Origin of the sequence: Pararhizobium polonicum, from assembly GCF_001687365.1 — a bacterium.
GTDB classification, from domain to species: domain Bacteria; phylum Pseudomonadota; class Alphaproteobacteria; order Rhizobiales; family Rhizobiaceae; genus Pararhizobium; species Pararhizobium polonicum.
Window position 1 is genome coordinate 1 of sequence record NZ_CM004503.1, and the last position, 17,138, is coordinate 17,138.

Annotated in this window: 12 protein-coding genes and 1 pseudogene; 11 read left to right on the plus strand and 2 right to left on the minus strand. The window is 58.8% G+C overall.

Going from position 1 to position 17,138, the window contains the following annotated elements:
• Window positions 1–150: 150 nt before the first annotated feature.
• The 3 genes from repA to repC all read left to right on the plus strand — a co-directional run bounded on the left by repA (window position 151) and on the right by repC (window position 3,875).
• Window positions 151–1,350 (plus strand): plasmid partitioning protein RepA, encoded by a 1,200-nt coding sequence (gene repA / locus ADU59_RS00850; protein ID WP_068950830.1) that lies wholly within the window; start codon window positions 151–153, stop codon window positions 1,348–1,350.
• Between the two features lie 82 nt (window positions 1,351–1,432).
• Window positions 1,433–2,410, plus strand: coding sequence for a plasmid partitioning protein RepB (repB, locus tag ADU59_RS00855; protein WP_068950831.1), 978 nt, complete (start codon window positions 1,433–1,435; stop codon window positions 2,408–2,410).
• 145 nt (window positions 2,411–2,555) lie between these two features.
• Window positions 2,556–3,875: a plasmid replication protein RepC gene (gene repC / locus ADU59_RS00860; RefSeq protein WP_374189145.1), complete on the plus strand. Its 1,320-nt coding sequence runs from the start codon at window positions 2,556–2,558 to the stop codon at window positions 3,873–3,875.
• 8 nt (window positions 3,876–3,883) lie between these two features.
• Here the strand turns inward: repC and ADU59_RS00865 are convergent, their stop codons facing one another.
• A complete protein-coding gene (locus ADU59_RS00865; RefSeq protein ID WP_068950835.1) occupies window positions 3,884–4,825 on the minus strand; it encodes a recombinase family protein in 942 nt (313 codons plus the stop codon).
• 282 nt (window positions 4,826–5,107) lie between these two features.
• Here ADU59_RS00865 and ADU59_RS00870 point away from each other — a divergent pair, with 282 nt between their 5' ends.
• The 8 genes and pseudogenes from ADU59_RS00870 to ADU59_RS00910 all read left to right on the plus strand — a co-directional run.
• A complete protein-coding gene (locus tag ADU59_RS00870; RefSeq protein WP_045024906.1) occupies window positions 5,108–6,217 on the plus strand; it encodes an RHE_PE00001 family protein in 1,110 nt (369 codons plus the stop codon).
• Window positions 6,218–6,353: 136 nt separating this feature from the next.
• Window positions 6,354–6,704 carry a hypothetical protein gene (locus ADU59_RS00875; protein ID WP_045024908.1) on the plus strand — a complete coding sequence of 117 codons (351 nt, stop codon included), beginning with the start codon at window positions 6,354–6,356 and terminating at the stop codon, window positions 6,702–6,704.
• 175 nt (window positions 6,705–6,879) lie between these two features.
• Window positions 6,880–7,596 (plus strand): antitoxin Xre/MbcA/ParS-like domain-containing protein, encoded by a 717-nt coding sequence (locus tag ADU59_RS00880; RefSeq protein WP_045024910.1) that lies wholly within the window; start codon window positions 6,880–6,882, stop codon window positions 7,594–7,596.
• An 8-nt stretch (window positions 7,597–7,604) separates the two neighbouring features.
• Window positions 7,605–8,189: an RES family NAD+ phosphorylase gene (locus ADU59_RS00885; RefSeq protein ID WP_045024912.1), complete on the plus strand. Its 585-nt coding sequence runs from the start codon at window positions 7,605–7,607 to the stop codon at window positions 8,187–8,189.
• Between the two features lie 439 nt (window positions 8,190–8,628).
• On the plus strand, window positions 8,629–9,222 hold the full coding sequence (locus ADU59_RS00890; RefSeq protein ID WP_045024920.1) for a DUF6088 family protein: 594 nt from the start codon (window positions 8,629–8,631) through the stop codon (window positions 9,220–9,222).
• Between the two features lie 249 nt (window positions 9,223–9,471).
• The gene (locus ADU59_RS00900) at window positions 9,472–10,458 is read left to right on the plus strand and encodes an AAA family ATPase (protein ID WP_045024916.1); all 987 of its coding nucleotides are present in this window, start codon (window positions 9,472–9,474) and stop codon (window positions 10,456–10,458) included.
• Between the two features lie 3 nt (window positions 10,459–10,461).
• Window positions 10,462–12,972, plus strand: coding sequence for a S8 family peptidase (locus tag ADU59_RS00905; RefSeq protein ID WP_068950836.1), 2,511 nt, complete (start codon window positions 10,462–10,464; stop codon window positions 12,970–12,972).
• A 287-nt stretch (window positions 12,973–13,259) separates the two neighbouring features.
• Window positions 13,260–13,469: pseudogene (locus ADU59_RS00910) on the plus strand (HU family DNA-binding protein); the annotation flags it as partial.
• Here ADU59_RS00910 and ADU59_RS00915 read toward each other — a convergent pair.
• Window positions 13,469–17,074, minus strand: coding sequence for an ABC transporter ATP-binding protein/permease (locus ADU59_RS00915; RefSeq protein ID WP_045024917.1), 3,606 nt, complete (start codon window positions 17,072–17,074; stop codon window positions 13,469–13,471). The pseudogene ADU59_RS00910 and the gene ADU59_RS00915 sit on opposite strands and share 1 nt — an antisense overlap.
• Window positions 17,075–17,138: the final 64 nt, after the last annotated feature.

Consider the following 17,138-nt stretch of genomic DNA (forward strand, 5'->3'; position numbering starts at 1 on the left):
CACGATGATTCGGCACGCGGCGGTTGGCCATCGGAATTGCGTTAACTATTGGTTAACTTTAAATATCTTGCAAAAAACGGTGGAATCGGTTGACCTATCCACGGTAAATAGGTGTGTTTACGAAAATTACCGTGTGTACGAGAGGAAGTCGTGGAAAATCCGGCTCAGCTTCAGAAGGCTATTCATAAACTGATCGGCGCTCATGCGCGAGACCTCTCTGGGGCCTTGCATGAGCACCGCGTGAAGCTGTACCCGCCGGAGGCGCGTAAAACCCTGCGCTCCTTCTCGTCGACTGAAGCCGCCAAACTTATTGGTGTCAATGACGGCTACCTCCGCCATCTCTCTATCGAAGGGAAGGGTCCGCAGCCCGAGATCGGAAACAACAATCGCCGCTCTTACACCATCGAGACGATCCAGGCCCTCCGCGAGTATCTCGATCAAAACGGAAAGAACGACCGGCGCTATTCACCCAAGCGCTCGGGTAAGGAGCATTTGCAAGTCATCACCGTCGTCAATTTCAAGGGCGGTAGCGGAAAGACAACGACAGCAGCACACCTTGCTCAGTATCTTGCTTTGAATGGCTACCGTGTTCTTGCAATCGATCTCGATCCGCAGGCCAGTATGTCGGCGCTGCATGGCTTTCAGCCGGAGTTCGACGTCAAGGACAACGAAACTCTCTATGGCGCGATGCGGTATGACGACGAACGTCGCCCGCTAAAGGACGTCATTAAGAAGACCTACTTTACTAACCTCGATTTGGTCCCCGGCAATCTCGAGCTCATGGAGTTCGAGCACGACACGGCGAAAGTTCTTGGCTCCAATGATCGCAAGAACATCTTCTTTACGCGAATGGATGAAGCCATTTCCTCCGTCGCCGACAGCTATGATGTTGTCGTTGTCGACTGCCCTCCCCAGCTGGGCTTTTTGACGATTTCAGCACTCTGCGCTGCGACTGCTGTGTTGGTGACCGTTCATCCTCAAATGCTTGATGTCATGTCGATGTGCCAGTTCCTCTTGATGACATCCGAGTTGCTCAGCGTCGTTGCCGACGCCGGCGGAAGCATGAACTACGATTGGATGCGCTACCTCGTCACGCGCTATGAGCCAGGCGACGGACCGCAGAACCAGATGGTGTCCTTCATGAGGACGATGTTTGGAGACCACGTTCTCAATCATCCGATGTTGAAGAGCACCGCGATCTCCGATGCGGGGATCACCAAGCAGACGCTCTACGAGGTCAGCCGTGATCAGTTCACGCGAGCTACCTACGACCGGGCGATGGAAGCTCTTGAGAACGTCAACTCTGAGATTGAACAGTTGGTTCGCGCGGCATGGAGAAGATCTTCATGATACGGCGGATGAAAATAGAAAGTTGTCGGGCGACAACTTTCGGCCCGATGCCCAGTCAGTTTTCCCGGAAAGGGGCCGTCTAATGGCTCGCAAGCACCTTCTATCGGACCTAGTTCCTACGAAGTTGTCGGCCGACAACTCTCCGTCCGAAACGCCTCCTTTGCCGGAGCAGAGCGCCTTCGTCGCCCGTGGAGCAATCGGTGCGGTTTCTCGATCGATCGAAATGTTGAAATCGCAATCCATCAGCGAGATCGACCCTGATCTGATCGATGCGCCGGATATCACAGATCGCCTCGATGAAAGCGAAGAGCACTTCGAGGAATTCGCGGTGCAGATCAAGGAGCATGGGCAGCAAGTGCCTATTTTGGTGCGGCCACACCCAGGGGCAGAGGGGCGGTACCAGATCGCTTATGGCCGGCGGCGACTGCGCGCAGTGAAAGCCGCCGGGCGGCTGGTCAAGGCTGCCGTTCGGCAGATGACTGACGAAGAGCTCATTCTGGCGCAGGGGCAGGAAAATAGCGCGAGGAAGGATTTATCATACATCGAGAAGGCTTTGTATTCGGCTGAGCTGGAGAGCCGAGGATATTCGAGGCAGTTGATTATGGCCGCCCTGGGGGCGGACAAAGCCGCTGTCTCACACCTGATATCCACAGCTGCCCGTATACCAGCCGACCTTATTCGAATGATTGGTCCGGCGCCTAAAGCGGGGCGTGATCGCTGGGTCGAACTTGCGAGCCGCATTGAGCGGAAAGGTGTTCTGGAAAAAGTACGTGCACAACTGCAGGGGCCGCTGAAGGAAAGGTCTTCAGACGAAAGGTTCGTGCGCGTGTTTGAAGAACTCGCGCCAGCTAAGAAGGCCGCGCCGCGCGCTCGCGTGTGGACGGCGGACGATGGGGTGAGAGCAGCAAAGGTCAGAGACGACGAGAAGTCTCTTACGTTGATAATCGACAAGCACGCGGCGCCTGAGTTCGGCAGCTATGTGATAACGATGCTACCTGAACTCTATCGATCCTACATGAATGCCCGCAACGGCACCAACGGCGAAGAAGGGAGCAACTGAGCAAAGAAAAAGCCCTCCGAAACAGCGTTCCGAAAGGCCTCTCTCAGTTTGGTCACTAAGAGAATCGCATTTCCCGGAATCGCAGTCAAGACATAACTGTCGTTTCGACAGGCGCTTTTGCTTTGCCTTTTGAAAGGTGAAGATGATGACTGCTGTAAACGTAACGACGCCCTTTGGGCGGCGGCCAATGACGCTCGGCCATATTGCAAGCCAAATGGCTGCAAAGGCGGTCGCACCGGATGCCGTGGCCCACAAGTGGCAGGTCTTCCAGCACATCCGTGAATCTAGGGAGCTGATCGGAGCGACGGACCGTTCCCTCTCGATCCTGAACGCGCTGCTAACGTTTCATCCCGAGACAGCCTTGACCGGTGGTACCGAGTTGGTCGTGTGGCCGTCTAACGAACAGCTGATGGCTCGCGCCAACGGCATGCCCGCCACGACACTGCGTCGGCATCTTGCCGTCCTGGTTGATTGCGGGCTCATCATCCGCCGCGACAGTCCCAACGGCAAGCGGTTCGCCCGCAAGGGGAGGGGAGGGGAGGTAGAACAGGCCTACGGGTTCGATCTGTCGCCGATCGTCGCGCGCGCCGATGAGTTCCGCGATCTCGCCCAGGCGGTGCAAGCTGAAAAGAAGGCCTTCCGGGTGGCCAAGGAGCGTTTGACTCTTCTTCGCCGTGACATCGTCAAAATGATCGAAACTGGCATTGACGAGAGCGTTCCCGGAAAATGGGGGAGAGTTTCACAGACCTATCAGGGGATCGTCGGCCGCCTACCACGCTCTGCGCCTCGCCAGATTGTCGAGAGCATTGCCCAAGAGCTTGAGGAACTCTGGACTGAGATCCGTGACATATTGGAATCGTTTACGAAAACAATGAATTTGGACGCCAATGAGTCCCACAACGGTCGCCACATACAGAATTCAAAACCAGACTCTAAATTTGAATCTGAATACGGCTTCCGAGAAAAAGATGAAGCGGGCGGCAACGCTGCGGAAACCGACAACGTGCGGAGCTTGCCGAAACGTGAGCTGCCTTTGGGGATTGTGCTGGACGCCTGCCCCGAGATTCGGGAACTGGCGCAAGGTGGGTCCATCCGGCACTGGCGCGACTTGCTGGCGGCGACCGACCTTGCCCGGCCGATGCTAGGGATCAGCCCAAGTGCGTGGCAGGAGGCCCGCGAAACCATGGGCGAGCAGCACGCAGCGATCACGCTGGCGTCGATTTATCAGCGGGCCGGTCAGATCAACAACGCCGGCGGCTATCTGCGCAGCCTGACCGATCGGGCCAAGGACGGGAAGTTTTCGACCTGGCCGATGGTCATGGCGTTGCTCCGGGCAAAGCTGGACGAGCAAAAGAATGCAGCCAGCGCCGGAAAACCACGAACGGATGAGGACGCCGAAGACGATAGCCGCGTCCACGTTTCGGCTTCGCTGCTGAAAAGCCTGCAAAAGCCGAGATCGTGGTGATCTCCTCGTTACTCGGCCACGGCGATGTCGACGTCGGTGATCAACCCCGACCGTTGGGCGCGATCGATGAGGTTCTTGACGGACGAGGGCGACCATTTGGATCCGCCGCGCGGCGTACGCTCGTGCAGCCTTTCGAGCTGAACGGCGATCTCGCGGAGCTTGAGGTTCGGGTTCGAAGAATGGATGCCAGCCACAAGCGTCATCAGGCGGTCTTCGGGAAGACGGGGCGGAGATTTTTTCAGCAGCGCTGCATCCGCCATGCGTTCCGTCACCATCCACTTCACGGCGCGGCGAAGACGTTCTGGCGTCCAGTCGAGGCCCCGCTGCTTGAGCATTCGGGCGATGTCGTCCCATGTGTGATCCGGCCGCATGCGCCGAACGGTAGGAAGCCATTGGTTCGCGGAGGCCTGAATCCGATCGCCATATGCCGCTTTCTGGGCCGCGGTCATCCTTGCCAGCGCCTCCGGGCGTTTTTCCCGGATGCCAGGGTTGCCAGGAAGCTTTCCTTTGGACTTGGCTGCCCGGATACCCGCCTTCGTTCGTTCGGAAATGAGCGCGCGTTCGAGCTGCGCCACGGCGCCGAGAACCTGGAGCGAAAACATGCCCTGCGGCGTGGTCGTGTCGATTGGATCGCACAGCGATCGGAAATGCGCTCCCTTCTCCGTCAGATCCGCGATCACCTCGAGCAGATGGCTGACCGAGCGCGCCAGACGGTCAAGCCGAACCACAACGAGCGTGTCGCCGGCGCCGATCTCGTGAACGAGTTTGGAAAGCGCAGGGCGGGCACGCGAGGCGCCGGATCCGTGTTCCTGGACAATCACATCGCACCCGACCGATCGCAGCTCGATTTCCTGTGCTTCCGTAGCCTGCTCGTCCGTAGAGACGCGTGCATAGCCGATCAGCCGGCCCTGTGGTCGACGGGAAGCCTGATTGTTGGTGTTAGCGACCATTTGCAGTGCCTGAGGAGTGTTGAAGGACAGTTTTCCAAACGCAGAGGATAAGGATAAACGATCATTTGTAAACGTCTCTTGATGCATTGAAACCTCGGGAAGTTCGACGCAAGAGGCTGGAAAAGAACGGTTTTCGTCGATGTCACGTCCGTCGGCGCTGATCCTGTACAGTTCGAACGCCCTGGCAACTCTATCTAGTACGCGCGCGAGAAAAAGTATCTGCTATGATTGAAGTGTATGCTATTATAGCTTCATGATTGGCTAAATAGATGCGTTAAAACAATGAGATATGAAATCGGTGATTTGCCACTGGCGGCGCTGCTTCCGGCCATCGCAAGGGCGGAAGATCAGCTCGCGCGTCTCGACGAAATTGTTCGTCGCAGCCCCGTCAGGCAGGGCTTTACCGAAAGGTCGCACTTCATCGAGGCGGCCGCCAGCATGTGGGTCGCCGGCGAGCTTGTCCATCTCGAGGATCTCGTTCTCCACGACGCAAATCGGGATGTGCGCACCCCGACCCATGAAGTCACAATCGCACATTCAATCTTGAGGGCGCGGCGGCGCATCGCAAGCGCTGACCCTGGCTGGGCGACGAGCAGGGCTGGGGTCGTAAGCCTCGCGGGGCGGTCAGAGGACTCTACGGAACGAGATGTGGTAGGCGAAGGGAGCTCGCCATTGTCCATCGAACTGGCATTGAACGAAGACGAGAACGGTTTTGCGGCGGAGATGGCCGAAATCGATGCGGTCCTTAATCGATCCGCCCGTGTGCTCGAAGCGGTGGCAACGGGCGAGGGCCGCAAGGCGGATCCTTTGATGGTCGGTGAGCTCATTGTCCGGGATCCGGGTTGGAACGAGGAAGGGCGCCTTTCGGATTGGAGAGCGGCTCTGGCTGAGGCCGACGCCTTGCCAACCACGTTGGCGGCCGCAGTTATATGGGACGCATGGGAATGCATGGAGCCATTGCAGCGGCAGCATTGGCTTGGTGCCCAACTTGTGAGTTCCTATTTTCGGGTGCGCGGAAAGGTATCTTCGCACCTGTTCTGCTTCTGCTCTGGTCTGAAGGGTGTACCTCGGGAACGGCGGCGATCGCCGAAACGAATATCACGAGTGCTCGCCGGGCTGGATGCGATGGCGAGCAGCGCTGAACTTGCCATGAAGGAAGCCATTCGGCTGGGACAGGCGAGGGAGCACCTCGAGCGCAAACTGAAGGGAAAGCGCTCGTCCAGCAGTTTGCCGCTCGTTGTGGACTTGCTGATGGCGCGGCCGATCGTGTCCTCGTCGATGATAGTCAAGGAATTGAAGGTGAGCCATCGTGCGGCGCTCGATCTGGTCGCCGAACTCGGCGTTCGGGAAGTGACGGGGAGAGGAAGCTTCCGTGCATGGGGTGTAATTTAAAGGATGAGATAGAGGCTATGCTTGCTGTCACTTCGCATCGAACATGGATCCGGTATCCGAGCGAACTGCATAAACTGCTCGTTTCTATGCCCGCGGTGTATTTGACTTGACTTGTGCCCAACGGGCAACGACGATCATGCAATGGTTGATTGCCGTTTGCGTCGCGATGATGGGCTTCGGCCCATTTCCGTATAAGGATGCCAATCCAATGCCGACATGGCCGAAAGACAAGCTGCTGAAGCATGGCCCCGATCTTCCCCTGGAGGAGCGTATCCGTCGTTATCAGCACAATATCCGGACTATTCGGAAATCCGGCTGCAAAGTGCCAACGTCTGCTTTCATCGATACGCTTGACCCCACCGAAATTGAGCTATGGTTTGCGGACAAGGCTTTCACAATCGATCGCCTCAAACGGGTCATGAAGGATGTTGCAGATTTGCCGGAAGGGACGCTGTTGCCATCCCCTTTTATCCCTCTCCGAAAGTAGGTGGTAGCCCGCTCCCCTATAGGCACGGACGAATTCGAGTCGAATGTTGCGGCCGTGTCGGCGGGACGCAATAGAAAGCCTTATAGTTCCGCTCTACGATGCGACCTTTGGGAAACAATCTGGACAAACCGGACAATTTGCACTATCTTTGTTGTAATCAAGAAGGAAGACGAAGATGGTTGCCGTCACCCGTAAATCGCAGATGCGCGCAAAGCTAGAAGTCAATCCGGCTGCGGTCGCCGATGTTCTCAAGGTTCTGGCCCGACACAATCCAGGCCTTTCAAAGCCGGCGCTTGCAGCGACTGGCAAGGTCATGGCCGTGGTCTCCGCGGCAGCAGCGCGCCTTTCTGTCGAGCAACAGCATCGGATTGCCGACGATGAAACGGAACTCGCCCATATTGTGGAAGCCGCCGTCGCCGAACTGGCTGCGAAGCCAGGTCATGTACTCGCGGAGGTATCGGTCGAAAAGCCTGTGGAGGTCAGCCGAGGTGCTGGTCTGGGGCAATCGGTAGACATGGAGGAAGGGCGCCGCAGGCTCGACGAATTTGCGACGCCGACCCGCATCGAAGACTGGGCCGGTCCGGTCGCCGGTCCGGGCGATATCGAGAAGAAGTTCGGCACGAAGCGATCGACCTTGCACGACTGGCACAAGCGCGGAGCTGTCGTCGGTCTGCTCAAGGGCGAGCGAAAGCATGTCTTTCCCCTGGCTCAGTTTGTCGATGGCCGGCCGGTCGAGGGCATGCCTCAGGTCACCAAAATCATCCGCAATCCGCGTGTGGCGTGGCAATGGCTGATCCAGCCAAAGCCGAGTATTGGCGGAACGCCGCTCGACAATCTCAAGATGGGCAATCTTGACGAGGTTCTGGATGCAGCCGAGCGCGATTTTGGTTGAGCTGAATCGTGAAACTTGATCCCCAAACGGTTCGGGAGCTCGCGCTTGCGTTTCTCCCGCAATCCTATCTCCGCATCATCCCTGTAGCCCACATGTCGACCCCGCTCGGTATGGGTTTCGGTCAATCGCGGTTCTCAAGTCCCAACCAGATGTTCCGACTGCTTTATGCCGCATATGATCTCGCGACCGCGATCGCAGAGACGATTGTCCGCGACCGCTTCGAGGGGACCCAGGAGCGAGTGCTGGATGAGAGCGAAATCGAGGACTGGTCGGTCACTGAGGTGACGGCCACGGATGCTCTCATTCTTCTCGACCTGCGCACGACCGGCCTCCTGAGGTTGGGCGTCAGCACGGACGCGGCCCGCGGCAAGGAGCATCAGGAAGGGCAGAGACTGAGCGAGTCGATCTTTCGATCCTATGCAGTCGATGGATTGCTCTATTCCTCCCGCCTCACGGCGGCAGATTGCGTGGCGGTCTACGATCGGGCTGTCGCTGCGAAACTTGTCGCCTCTCCGGTGGTCGAGTTGGTTCGTCAAGCCGACCTGATACCCGCCCTGCGGTCTATCGGGGTGTCGATCCGGGCTGGGCGGTAGGCATGTCCGTTACAGTCACGTCCGAAAACTTCTCGGGGCGCTTTAGGGCGTTGAATGGCACGAAAACGCTGCCAGCGACACATGCCGCCATCATCCGCTCGTTGCTGACCGTCGGCTAGGCTATGGCATAGAGCCAATTTCGAAACCTTTTCTGGACGACGGCAGTCTGATTTCAGTCCTGGAAGGCCGGGTCGCCCCCCATCCGGGGTTCATGCTGTGTTATCCAAAGAACCGGAATATTTCCGCTGCGCTCAAGGCATTGCGTTCGTATGTAAGATAGCAGAGCCGTGCCGGTAGTAGACTGAACGACGAACGTGTGAATGGTCGCCTTGGATCTACTCATATTGTTCGAACATGAAGTGCGCTCTTGAATGTCAGAAAAATATAGCCTAATTTCTGACACATGAAACCCCTCGCCATATCAGTTCCAGACGTAATTATGAAGCGTGCCCTTGTCGGCGGGCGCGGCAGTGTCTTCACGCCGAGTGATTTCCTGGACGTGGCCGCGCGATCGACTGTCGACCAAGCCCTTTCCCGGTTGGCAAAGAGTGGAAAGCTTCGGCGCCTGACGCGAGGCTTGTACGACTTCCCAAAGGTTCATCCGCAACTTGGGCCCCTTTCGCCGACCCCTGACGATGTCGCGAAAGCGTTGGCACGGGAGACCGGATCTCAGGTGCAAATTGCCGGCGCGCGCGCGGCGAATGCCCTTGGCCTTTCAACGCAGGTTCCGGCAAAGAGCACCTATCTGACTAATGGCCCCTCCCGCCGTGTCGTACTCGGTAAGCGCGTGGTCGATCTGCGTCACGCTTCGCCCAAGCACCTTATTGCTCCGGGCAGTGCTGCAGGTACCGTCGTCCAGGCTCTTCGTCACGTTGGAGCATCACGTGCCGCCGACGTTGTGCACGTTGCCGTCCGTTGGTTGTCGGTCAGTGACAAGAAAACGCTTGCATCCAATGCGATCCAGGCCCCCGCATGGATGCGGCCGACGCTCGTCTCTATCGCTAACGCAATGCCGAGTGAGGTAGATGGATAACTATGCGAATGTGTCCATCAAGCTGATGGGAAAGAATTTGTTCTCGTTGCAGTCTCAAATGTTGGGAACTGTTGCTTCGTTCAAATTGCTTTTCTCTATGGCGATCAATAAACTGGATTTTAACCAGTTCTTGGGGAGAGGCGTCTATCTCTCGAAAGTGCCCAAAAGTCACCGCGAGAGGAACACGATGACGCAAATGTGGACCATTCAATCAGAAGGAGCTCGATCTATGAACCGAGCTCAGTCGTCATGACCACGGCGCAGCAGTTGATCTCGCTGCTGAAGAGCCACGTCGAAGGCGACGACGAGCAGTTCCTGACGATTGCATTGCAGGCCGCAGCAAGTGAGGCCCGCAGGGGTCATGGAAAGGTGGCTGTGCAACTCCGCGAACTTGTCGATGCCGCGCGCGCCAACAAGGATCGTACCTCCGGGCGTAAGAAGGCTCCTGTTCCTATTGCGCAGCCACGCGGTGACCTCGTAAACCTCGTTGCAGTTCGCTATACTGACGTTCGGCTGTCAAGCATGATCCTGCCTGCGGCGCTCGAAGCTCGTTTGAAACGAGTCATTCTCGAGCAGCGACAACAGCATAAGCTTCGCAGCCATGGGCTGGCCCCACGTCGCAAACTGTTGCTCATCGGTCCCCCCGGATCCGGAAAGACAATGACCGCGGCTGCGCTCGCCGGGGAACTCCATACGCCGTTGTTCACCGTTCAGCTCGATGGCTTGATGACGAAGTTTATGGGGGAGACCGCCTCGAAGTTGCGGCTGGTGTTCTCGGCGATGGCTGAAACCAAAGGCGTCTACTTCTTCGACGAGTTCGATGCCATCGGCGCGAAGCGCGCGGAACGCAATGACGTGGGCGAGATCCGGCGTGTCCTCAATTCATTCCTTCAGTTCCTGGAAGAGGATGAGAGTGACGGTCTGGTGGTGGCGGCGACCAATCACCCGGAATTGCTCGATCCAGCGCTCTTTCGGCGGTTCGATGACGTCATCGAGTATGCATTGCCGAGCGTTGAGGTCGCGACCGGGATTTTGCAGGCGCGCCTTTCCAGCTTCGACACCCGGGATATCGACTGGACAAAAGCGGTTACAGATGCTGCCGGTTTGAGCCAGGCCGAGATTGCCCGCGCTGCGACCGATGCCGCGAAACTCGTCGTCCTGTCCGACCGGGACCGCATCACCCAGAACGATCTGTCCCTCGCGATAGCCGAACGCAAAGGAGCGGCGTCGCAATAATCGATGGCAGAAGAACCACCGCGTCCACTCCCACACGTTTATTTGCCCGGTCACGGGAACATCCAGGACTACACCGCCAGAGGCGGAGGTGGCGGCACAACCGTGCCGGCGCGCGATAGGGCTCAGCATGCTGTAAAGCTGACAGAAGCCCTTACCCGCGCGGTGGCAGACGCGGAAGCGCAATTGAGAGCTCGCGAGCCCGACCTTGCGGGTGGAACGCCAGGTTTCTATCTTGAGTTCGAACTCCCTTCATCCCAGAGCGAGATCGTCGATAAGCTCGAAAACCGGCAGGGCAAGTTTCCGATCGAACTTGTTAGCGTTCGCCCGTTAGGAGAGGGAGGGAACTCAATCGCCGCCACTGTCTTCGTCCCCGAACGCCAGCGCGATTATTACCTCAAGAAGGTGGCCGAATATCGCGACCAGGACCGGATCCAACGGATCGAGGTCGACGGTGAGATCGTCGAAAAAAACAACGGACCCAAGAATGAAGTGCTCGTAGCCTCGCTTGAGACCGCGCGCCTTGCGGTGGCCAGATCCCTCTATACGGATGACGAGGCGTTCTTTCCGGTGCCCGGTACGGCCATCTGGTGGGAGGTCTGGCTGCGTCTCGGGACCAGAGACACCTTTGCGGCTGCGGCTGAGCGACTGGAGCTGCCGGTGCGTGAACACGCCCTGCAGTTTCCGGAGCGGGAGGTGTTGATCGTCCACGCGAGCGCCGAAACCCTCGGGCGGATCATTGCGCACACCGACACGATCGCAGAGCTCAGAACCGCTCGTGATACACCCGCCTTCTTTATGGAAATGGACGGCGCCGAGCAACGCGCCTGGGCCGCGGAGACGGCAGATCGCATCGTAGCCAACAATGGCGACGGTCCCGCCGTCTGCCTTCTCGATTCAGGCTCTACCCGACGTCACCCTTTGATCCTCCCGGCGCTCTCAGCAGTGGATCAGCAGGCATTCGATCCCGGCTGGAACGTCGAAGACACGAGCAATCAGGGGCACGGCGGCCATGGGACCCAGCTTTCCGGCGTTGCCATTTATGGTGACCTGAGCGATGTTCTCGCCGGAGCCGGGCAGATCATCCTGACGCACCGGCTGGAGTCGGTAAAGATTCTGCCCGACCATGGTGCAAATGACCCCGATCTCTTCGGCGCCATCACCGCCCAATCAATCGCCCGTGCCGAAATCGTCGCACCGAACCGGCCTCGCGCCATCTGCCTTGCCCTGACCAGCGATGGCGATCACTGGCGCGGCCGTCCGTCGTCATGGTCTGCAGCTCTCGACGCACTCGCCTATGGCGCCGACAATGCGCCGCGCCTGATTGCAGTCTCCGCCGGCAACATTCGTGAGGATATCCATCAGAACGATTATCTCGTCCGCAACGATATCACGCCGATCGAAAGCCCTGCCCAGGCGTGGAATGTGCTGACGGTCGGAGCATTTACCGAGAAGACGACAATCACCGACCCTGTCTTCAACGGATGGGGTGTCATGGCCCAGGTCGGCGATCTCATGCCACGTAGCCGTACCTCCGTCACTTGGAACCACGATTGGCCCCTCAAACCCGATGTCGTCTTCGAGGGTGGCAATCTGGGCGTAGATCCGGCGACGCTCATTGGTGATCACCTTGACGATCTCGCGCTGCTGACGACCTATCGGACGCCTGAGCACCGGGCGTTCACGACGACCGGCGAGACCAGCGCAGCAACTGCGCTCGCGGCAAGGATGGGCGCGCAGATCCTGGCTCAGCGTCGCACTCTGTGGCCCGAAACGGTCAGGGCGCTGATCGTCCATTCGGCCGAATGGACACCGACGATGAAAGCCCATCTGGGCGGGATCAACAAGAATGCCTTGATGCGGCGTTACGGTTTCGGGGTTCCATCACTGGTGCGCGCCCTTGGAAGTCTCGATAACGATGTCACCATGGTCATCGAGAACGAGATGCAACCATTCAAGACCGTGGGCAGCAAGATCGAGACCAAGGACATGGTCCTGCACGCGCTTCCCTGGCCAACAGAGGAACTCGAGGCTCTTGGTGAAACCCAGGTCCAGTTGCGGATCACGCTCAGCTATTTCATTGAGCCCAATCCTGGGGAGCGTGGCCAAACACGCCGTCACAGCTACGCTTCGCATGGATTGCGGTTTGCGTTGAAACCGGGCGACGAGCGCCCCGATGTCTTCTTGCGTCGCATCAATGCCGCGGCCGGGGCCAGGCCGCCGGCAAGGGCGGCGGGAGACGCAGGCTGGACGCTTGGTCCCGTTCTTCGCAATCGGGGATCGCTGCATGGGGATATCTGGGAGGGAAACGCCGTCGAGCTCTCCCAGCGTGACGCTATCGCCATCTATCCGACTGGCGGATGGTGGCGGGAGAATACCGGTCAGAGAAGGGGTAATACAGCGGTTCGTTACGCGCTTGTCGCAACGTTACGAACTGCGGCTGATGTCGATCTCTACACCCCGATCAGCACCCCCATCCTTCCAGAGGTGGCGCCCGAAATTCTGATTGAGACTTAGACCCTCCCGCATGGGGGGGCATTGGACCGTGTACGTCCCAGACGAGGTGGCCTTCCGGTCAGTCAACCGACTCGGCAGCTCATATGGGCGGGTTCCGGCCCCACCGCCTTGAAGGAGAGATGTGTGGCTTTCCCCAACTGATCGGGCACGCGTGTGCATGTCAGATATCGACGGCGCCGGGCCAGTGGAGGCGGCTGATCCGGCCTTGTTCGATGACACCGGTACGGCCGCACACGACGCACTGAAACCTTCCCAGACTGGCGAAGGTGCCATGAGGATGTCCCCATATGACCACCACCAATGAAATCGCCGACAAGATCGCAGCCGAACAAAACCTCACCAAGGCGCAGGCCAAGACGATCGTCGAAAGCGTCTTTAAACAGATCACCGACGCGGCGCTTGCTGGCGCTGAAACGTCGATCCCGTCGTTTGGAAAGTTCAAGCTGAAGGACACTCCGGAGCGTGAAGGCCGCAATCCGGCAACCGGAGCGACCATTCACTGACCCGCAAGCGCTGCGTATTCGACCTGAGCCAATCCAACGGACTGATGGCCGATCAGTTCGGCGTAAAATCCACCCAGGCTCATCAGATCACGGTGTTTTCCCCGCTCGACGATCCGCCCATCCCGCATCACGAGAATCTGATCGGCTGCCCGGATCGTCGATAGCCGGTGGGCGATGATAAGGGTCGTCCTGTTGACCATAAGCTCGTCGAGTGCTGCCCGCACATGAGCTTCGCTTGCCGCGTCGAGGTGCGAGGTCGCCTCATCCAGGATCAGCACCGGCGCGTTTTTGAGGAATGCGCGGGCGATGGATATCCGCTGTCTCTGCCCACCGGAAAGTTGAACGCCTCGCTCTCCGACCGGAGTTTCCAGTCCAGCGGGCAAAGACGCAACAAAATCCGTGAGGGCCGCTCGCTGGATAGCCAGATCCAGATCTTCCTGAGTGGCATCCGGTCGAGCAAGCCGGATATTTTCGGCTAGCGTCGCATTGAACAGGTATGTGTCCTGAGCGACGAGTGCGATATGCTCTCGAAGGCTATCGAGCTTAATTTCGCGCAGATCATGGCCGTCGATCGTAATACAGCCTTGCTGAGGATCCCAGAAGCGGAGCACCAGGTTCGCGATCGTGGTCTTGCCAGCTCCCGACGAGCCGACAAGTGCGATCCGTGCGCCAGCTGGCACCTTGAAATCAACCTCCTCAAGCACGGTAGATCCGGCTTTGTCGTAGGAAAAGGTGACGTTCGAAAATTCCAGCTCCGATCCACCGGATGTCTCGGGCAGGATATTTGGACCATCGACGACCGGAATAGGCTCGACATTAACGGCATGGACACGCCGCGTCGACGCGATAGAGTCTGCCAGCTGTCGTGCCGCCTGCGCCAGTTCCGACACAGGCAGGAATGCCGCAGAAGAAAGCAACGCCACAAGCGGGAGGAGCGTCGGCTCGAACGCATGGCTATGGATCATGAAGGCCGCAGTGACCAGCACTGCGGCAGAGCCGAGGGCGGAAACCACCTCCTGCCTGGCCGTCTGGAACGACAGGTCTGCATTGAGCGCCACCCTCGTGCGCTGATAGTCGGCCGTCTGATCGTGAAAGACCTTCCGGCGCGCAGCAACCGCACGAAAGGCGATGAGTTCGCCCATGCCTTGCACTGTGTCCACGACAAAGGCATTGAGGCCACCCAGTTCGGCGCGAGCCTGGCCGCCAAGGGCATCAACCTTGCGGCGCTCGAACACCGGTGCGAGCGCCGCATAAACCAGGAATGGCAGCAGTACGAGTGCTGTCGGCCAGGCTATGAAGGTGAGAGCGATCAGAACGGTCAGTGGTATCAGGAGCGCCACCATCGCCGGCGCCACGACGTGCGCGAAGAAGTATTCGACCGTCTCGACGTCCTGTGTCCCGAGCGAAACGAGATCGCCAGAGCGCCGCTTCAGAAGATAGGCCGGCGCAAGCTTTTCCAGGGCGTAGTAGAGATCGACGCGCATCTGGGCGAGCAGTCTGTAGGCCATGTCGTGGGAGCGCCACGATTCATTCCATTGCAGAAACGCTGCCAGAGGTACCAGTGCCGCCATCCACATGAGATACGCACTAAATGGCGCGCCCGTCTTGATTGCCGCCACTGTCAAAGCGCTGAGCGTGCTGACGCCGATCAAGGCATAGACGCGTCCCACGCCGGAAGTGACGGTCAGGATCAATTGCTTGCGCCATGGCCCGATCAGTTTGAACAGCGTTCCCAAGGTCCGGAATGAGGTCAGGCCTGCGGCAATTCTTTCCCCTTCGGTCAGTTGAGGTTTTGCCGGGGATGCTTTTACGATCTCGGCCGAACGTTGGTTTTGGGGCGCTATGACGGTGTTGAAATCGACCAGGGCGTCACTCTCGCTCAGTTGGATCTGTTCGGCCATGAGTTTCCGGTACGGCCCGTCGCGGGCGATCAGTTCGGCGTGCGTGCCACTGTCGGCGATCAGTCCATCGGACACCACGAGGATACGGTCAGCATCGATCACGCTCGACAGGCGATGCGCCAGCACGATGGTTGTCCTCTCCCTGGAAAGATCATCGAGAGCAGCCTGGATAATGCTTTCGTTCTCGGCATCGACCGACGAGAGGGCCTCATCGAGGACGAGGATGGGCGCGTCCCTCAAGACCGCACGGGCAATTGCTATTCGCTGTCGTTGACCGCCCGACAGTCGGAGACCGCGTTCCCCGATGATTGTGCGATAGCCCTGCGGAAGCGAAGCAATAAATTGATGGGCGTTGGCGGCATGCGCAGCGGCCTCCACCTGTTGCGGTGTCGCGTCGGGACGGGCGATGCGGATGTTGTCTTCGACCGATCCGTAAAAAAGATAGGTGTCCTGTTGCACGACGGCGATCTGATCGCGGATGTGATCGGCAGCAAGCGTTGTGACATCGTGCCCACCAATGCGGATCGTGCCGGCATCTGCGTCGTAAAATCGCAGCAAAAGCTTGACAATGGTCGATTTGCCCGAGCCGCTGTAGCCGACGATGCCAATGCGCTCACCTGCCCTGACGTCGAAAGACACGCCCTTAAGGGCTGCGCCGCGTTCGTCCGAATAGCCGAACCGCACATTCTCAAAGGATATAGACGGCTCGATATCCGGAGTGGCAGAGGTTTCGCGCGGGGGACGCGGTGGTGTTGCCTGAAGCAACGCCTTGATGCCAACGGCGGCTGCATTGGCCATCATGCCCCGGTGGAGGAGGGAGCGCAGATCGCGCAACGGCCGGAACACCTCCGTCCCTGCCATCAGAACGATCAGCAAAGCCTCGATACTCATGTCCCCGTGGCTGACGCGCCATGCGCCAAGCGCAATGGCAACTGCTGCGCCGCCGGCGATGGCGAGGTCCGTGAATGCCCGGCTCATAAGGGCGGCTTGCAGGACAAACATCGTGCTGTCGGCCAACTGGTTGGCTTTCAGGGCAAGCCGCTCGCCGAACGTGGCGCTCTGGCCGAACGCCTTGAGTGTTGGCAAGCCTTGCACGGCATCGAGAAAATCCGCGCCGAAGGCTTTGAAGGAGCGAACGCGGCGCAACGTCGACTGTTCGCCAATACGCTTGAGGACCACCGGAAAGATCAAGGCGAGAATGGCGGCCACCGAGATCACGGCCGCGACGGGGACGTCCCAGAACGACAGGACCGCAAACAGCAGCACGGGCGCCAGAAAGGCGATGGCGACCTGTGGGATAAACTGGCCGAAAAACGCCTGAAGTTGTTCGACGCCATCAATTGTCGACAGGGCGATGCTACCCGTCCGGCGCTCGGCGAGCCATGCTGGTCCCAGCCGCACGATCTGGTCGAAGAGGCTGAGCCTCACCCGGTCCTGGATTAGTGCGGCGGTGCGGTGCGCCACCATGGCGCGCCAGTATTCAAGACCCATGCGCGACAGGATGACCGCCACGAGTACGACGATCGCAACCAGCTGGTCGGCCAGTGGGGCGCCTTCGAACAGACGCGCGATCAGCCAGCCGAGGATAATGAACCTTGCGATGCCGAGTGCCAGCGAAACAAATCCGAGGGCAATGGCTGCGGCGATTCGGGCACGGAAGCCCTTCGTCGCCGCCCAGAGTTGCGCGTCAAAATGCATGTTTATGTCCTAACGAGGCGTTTGTGGGCGTAGTGACAACTACGTTTACTATCTACACTACGGG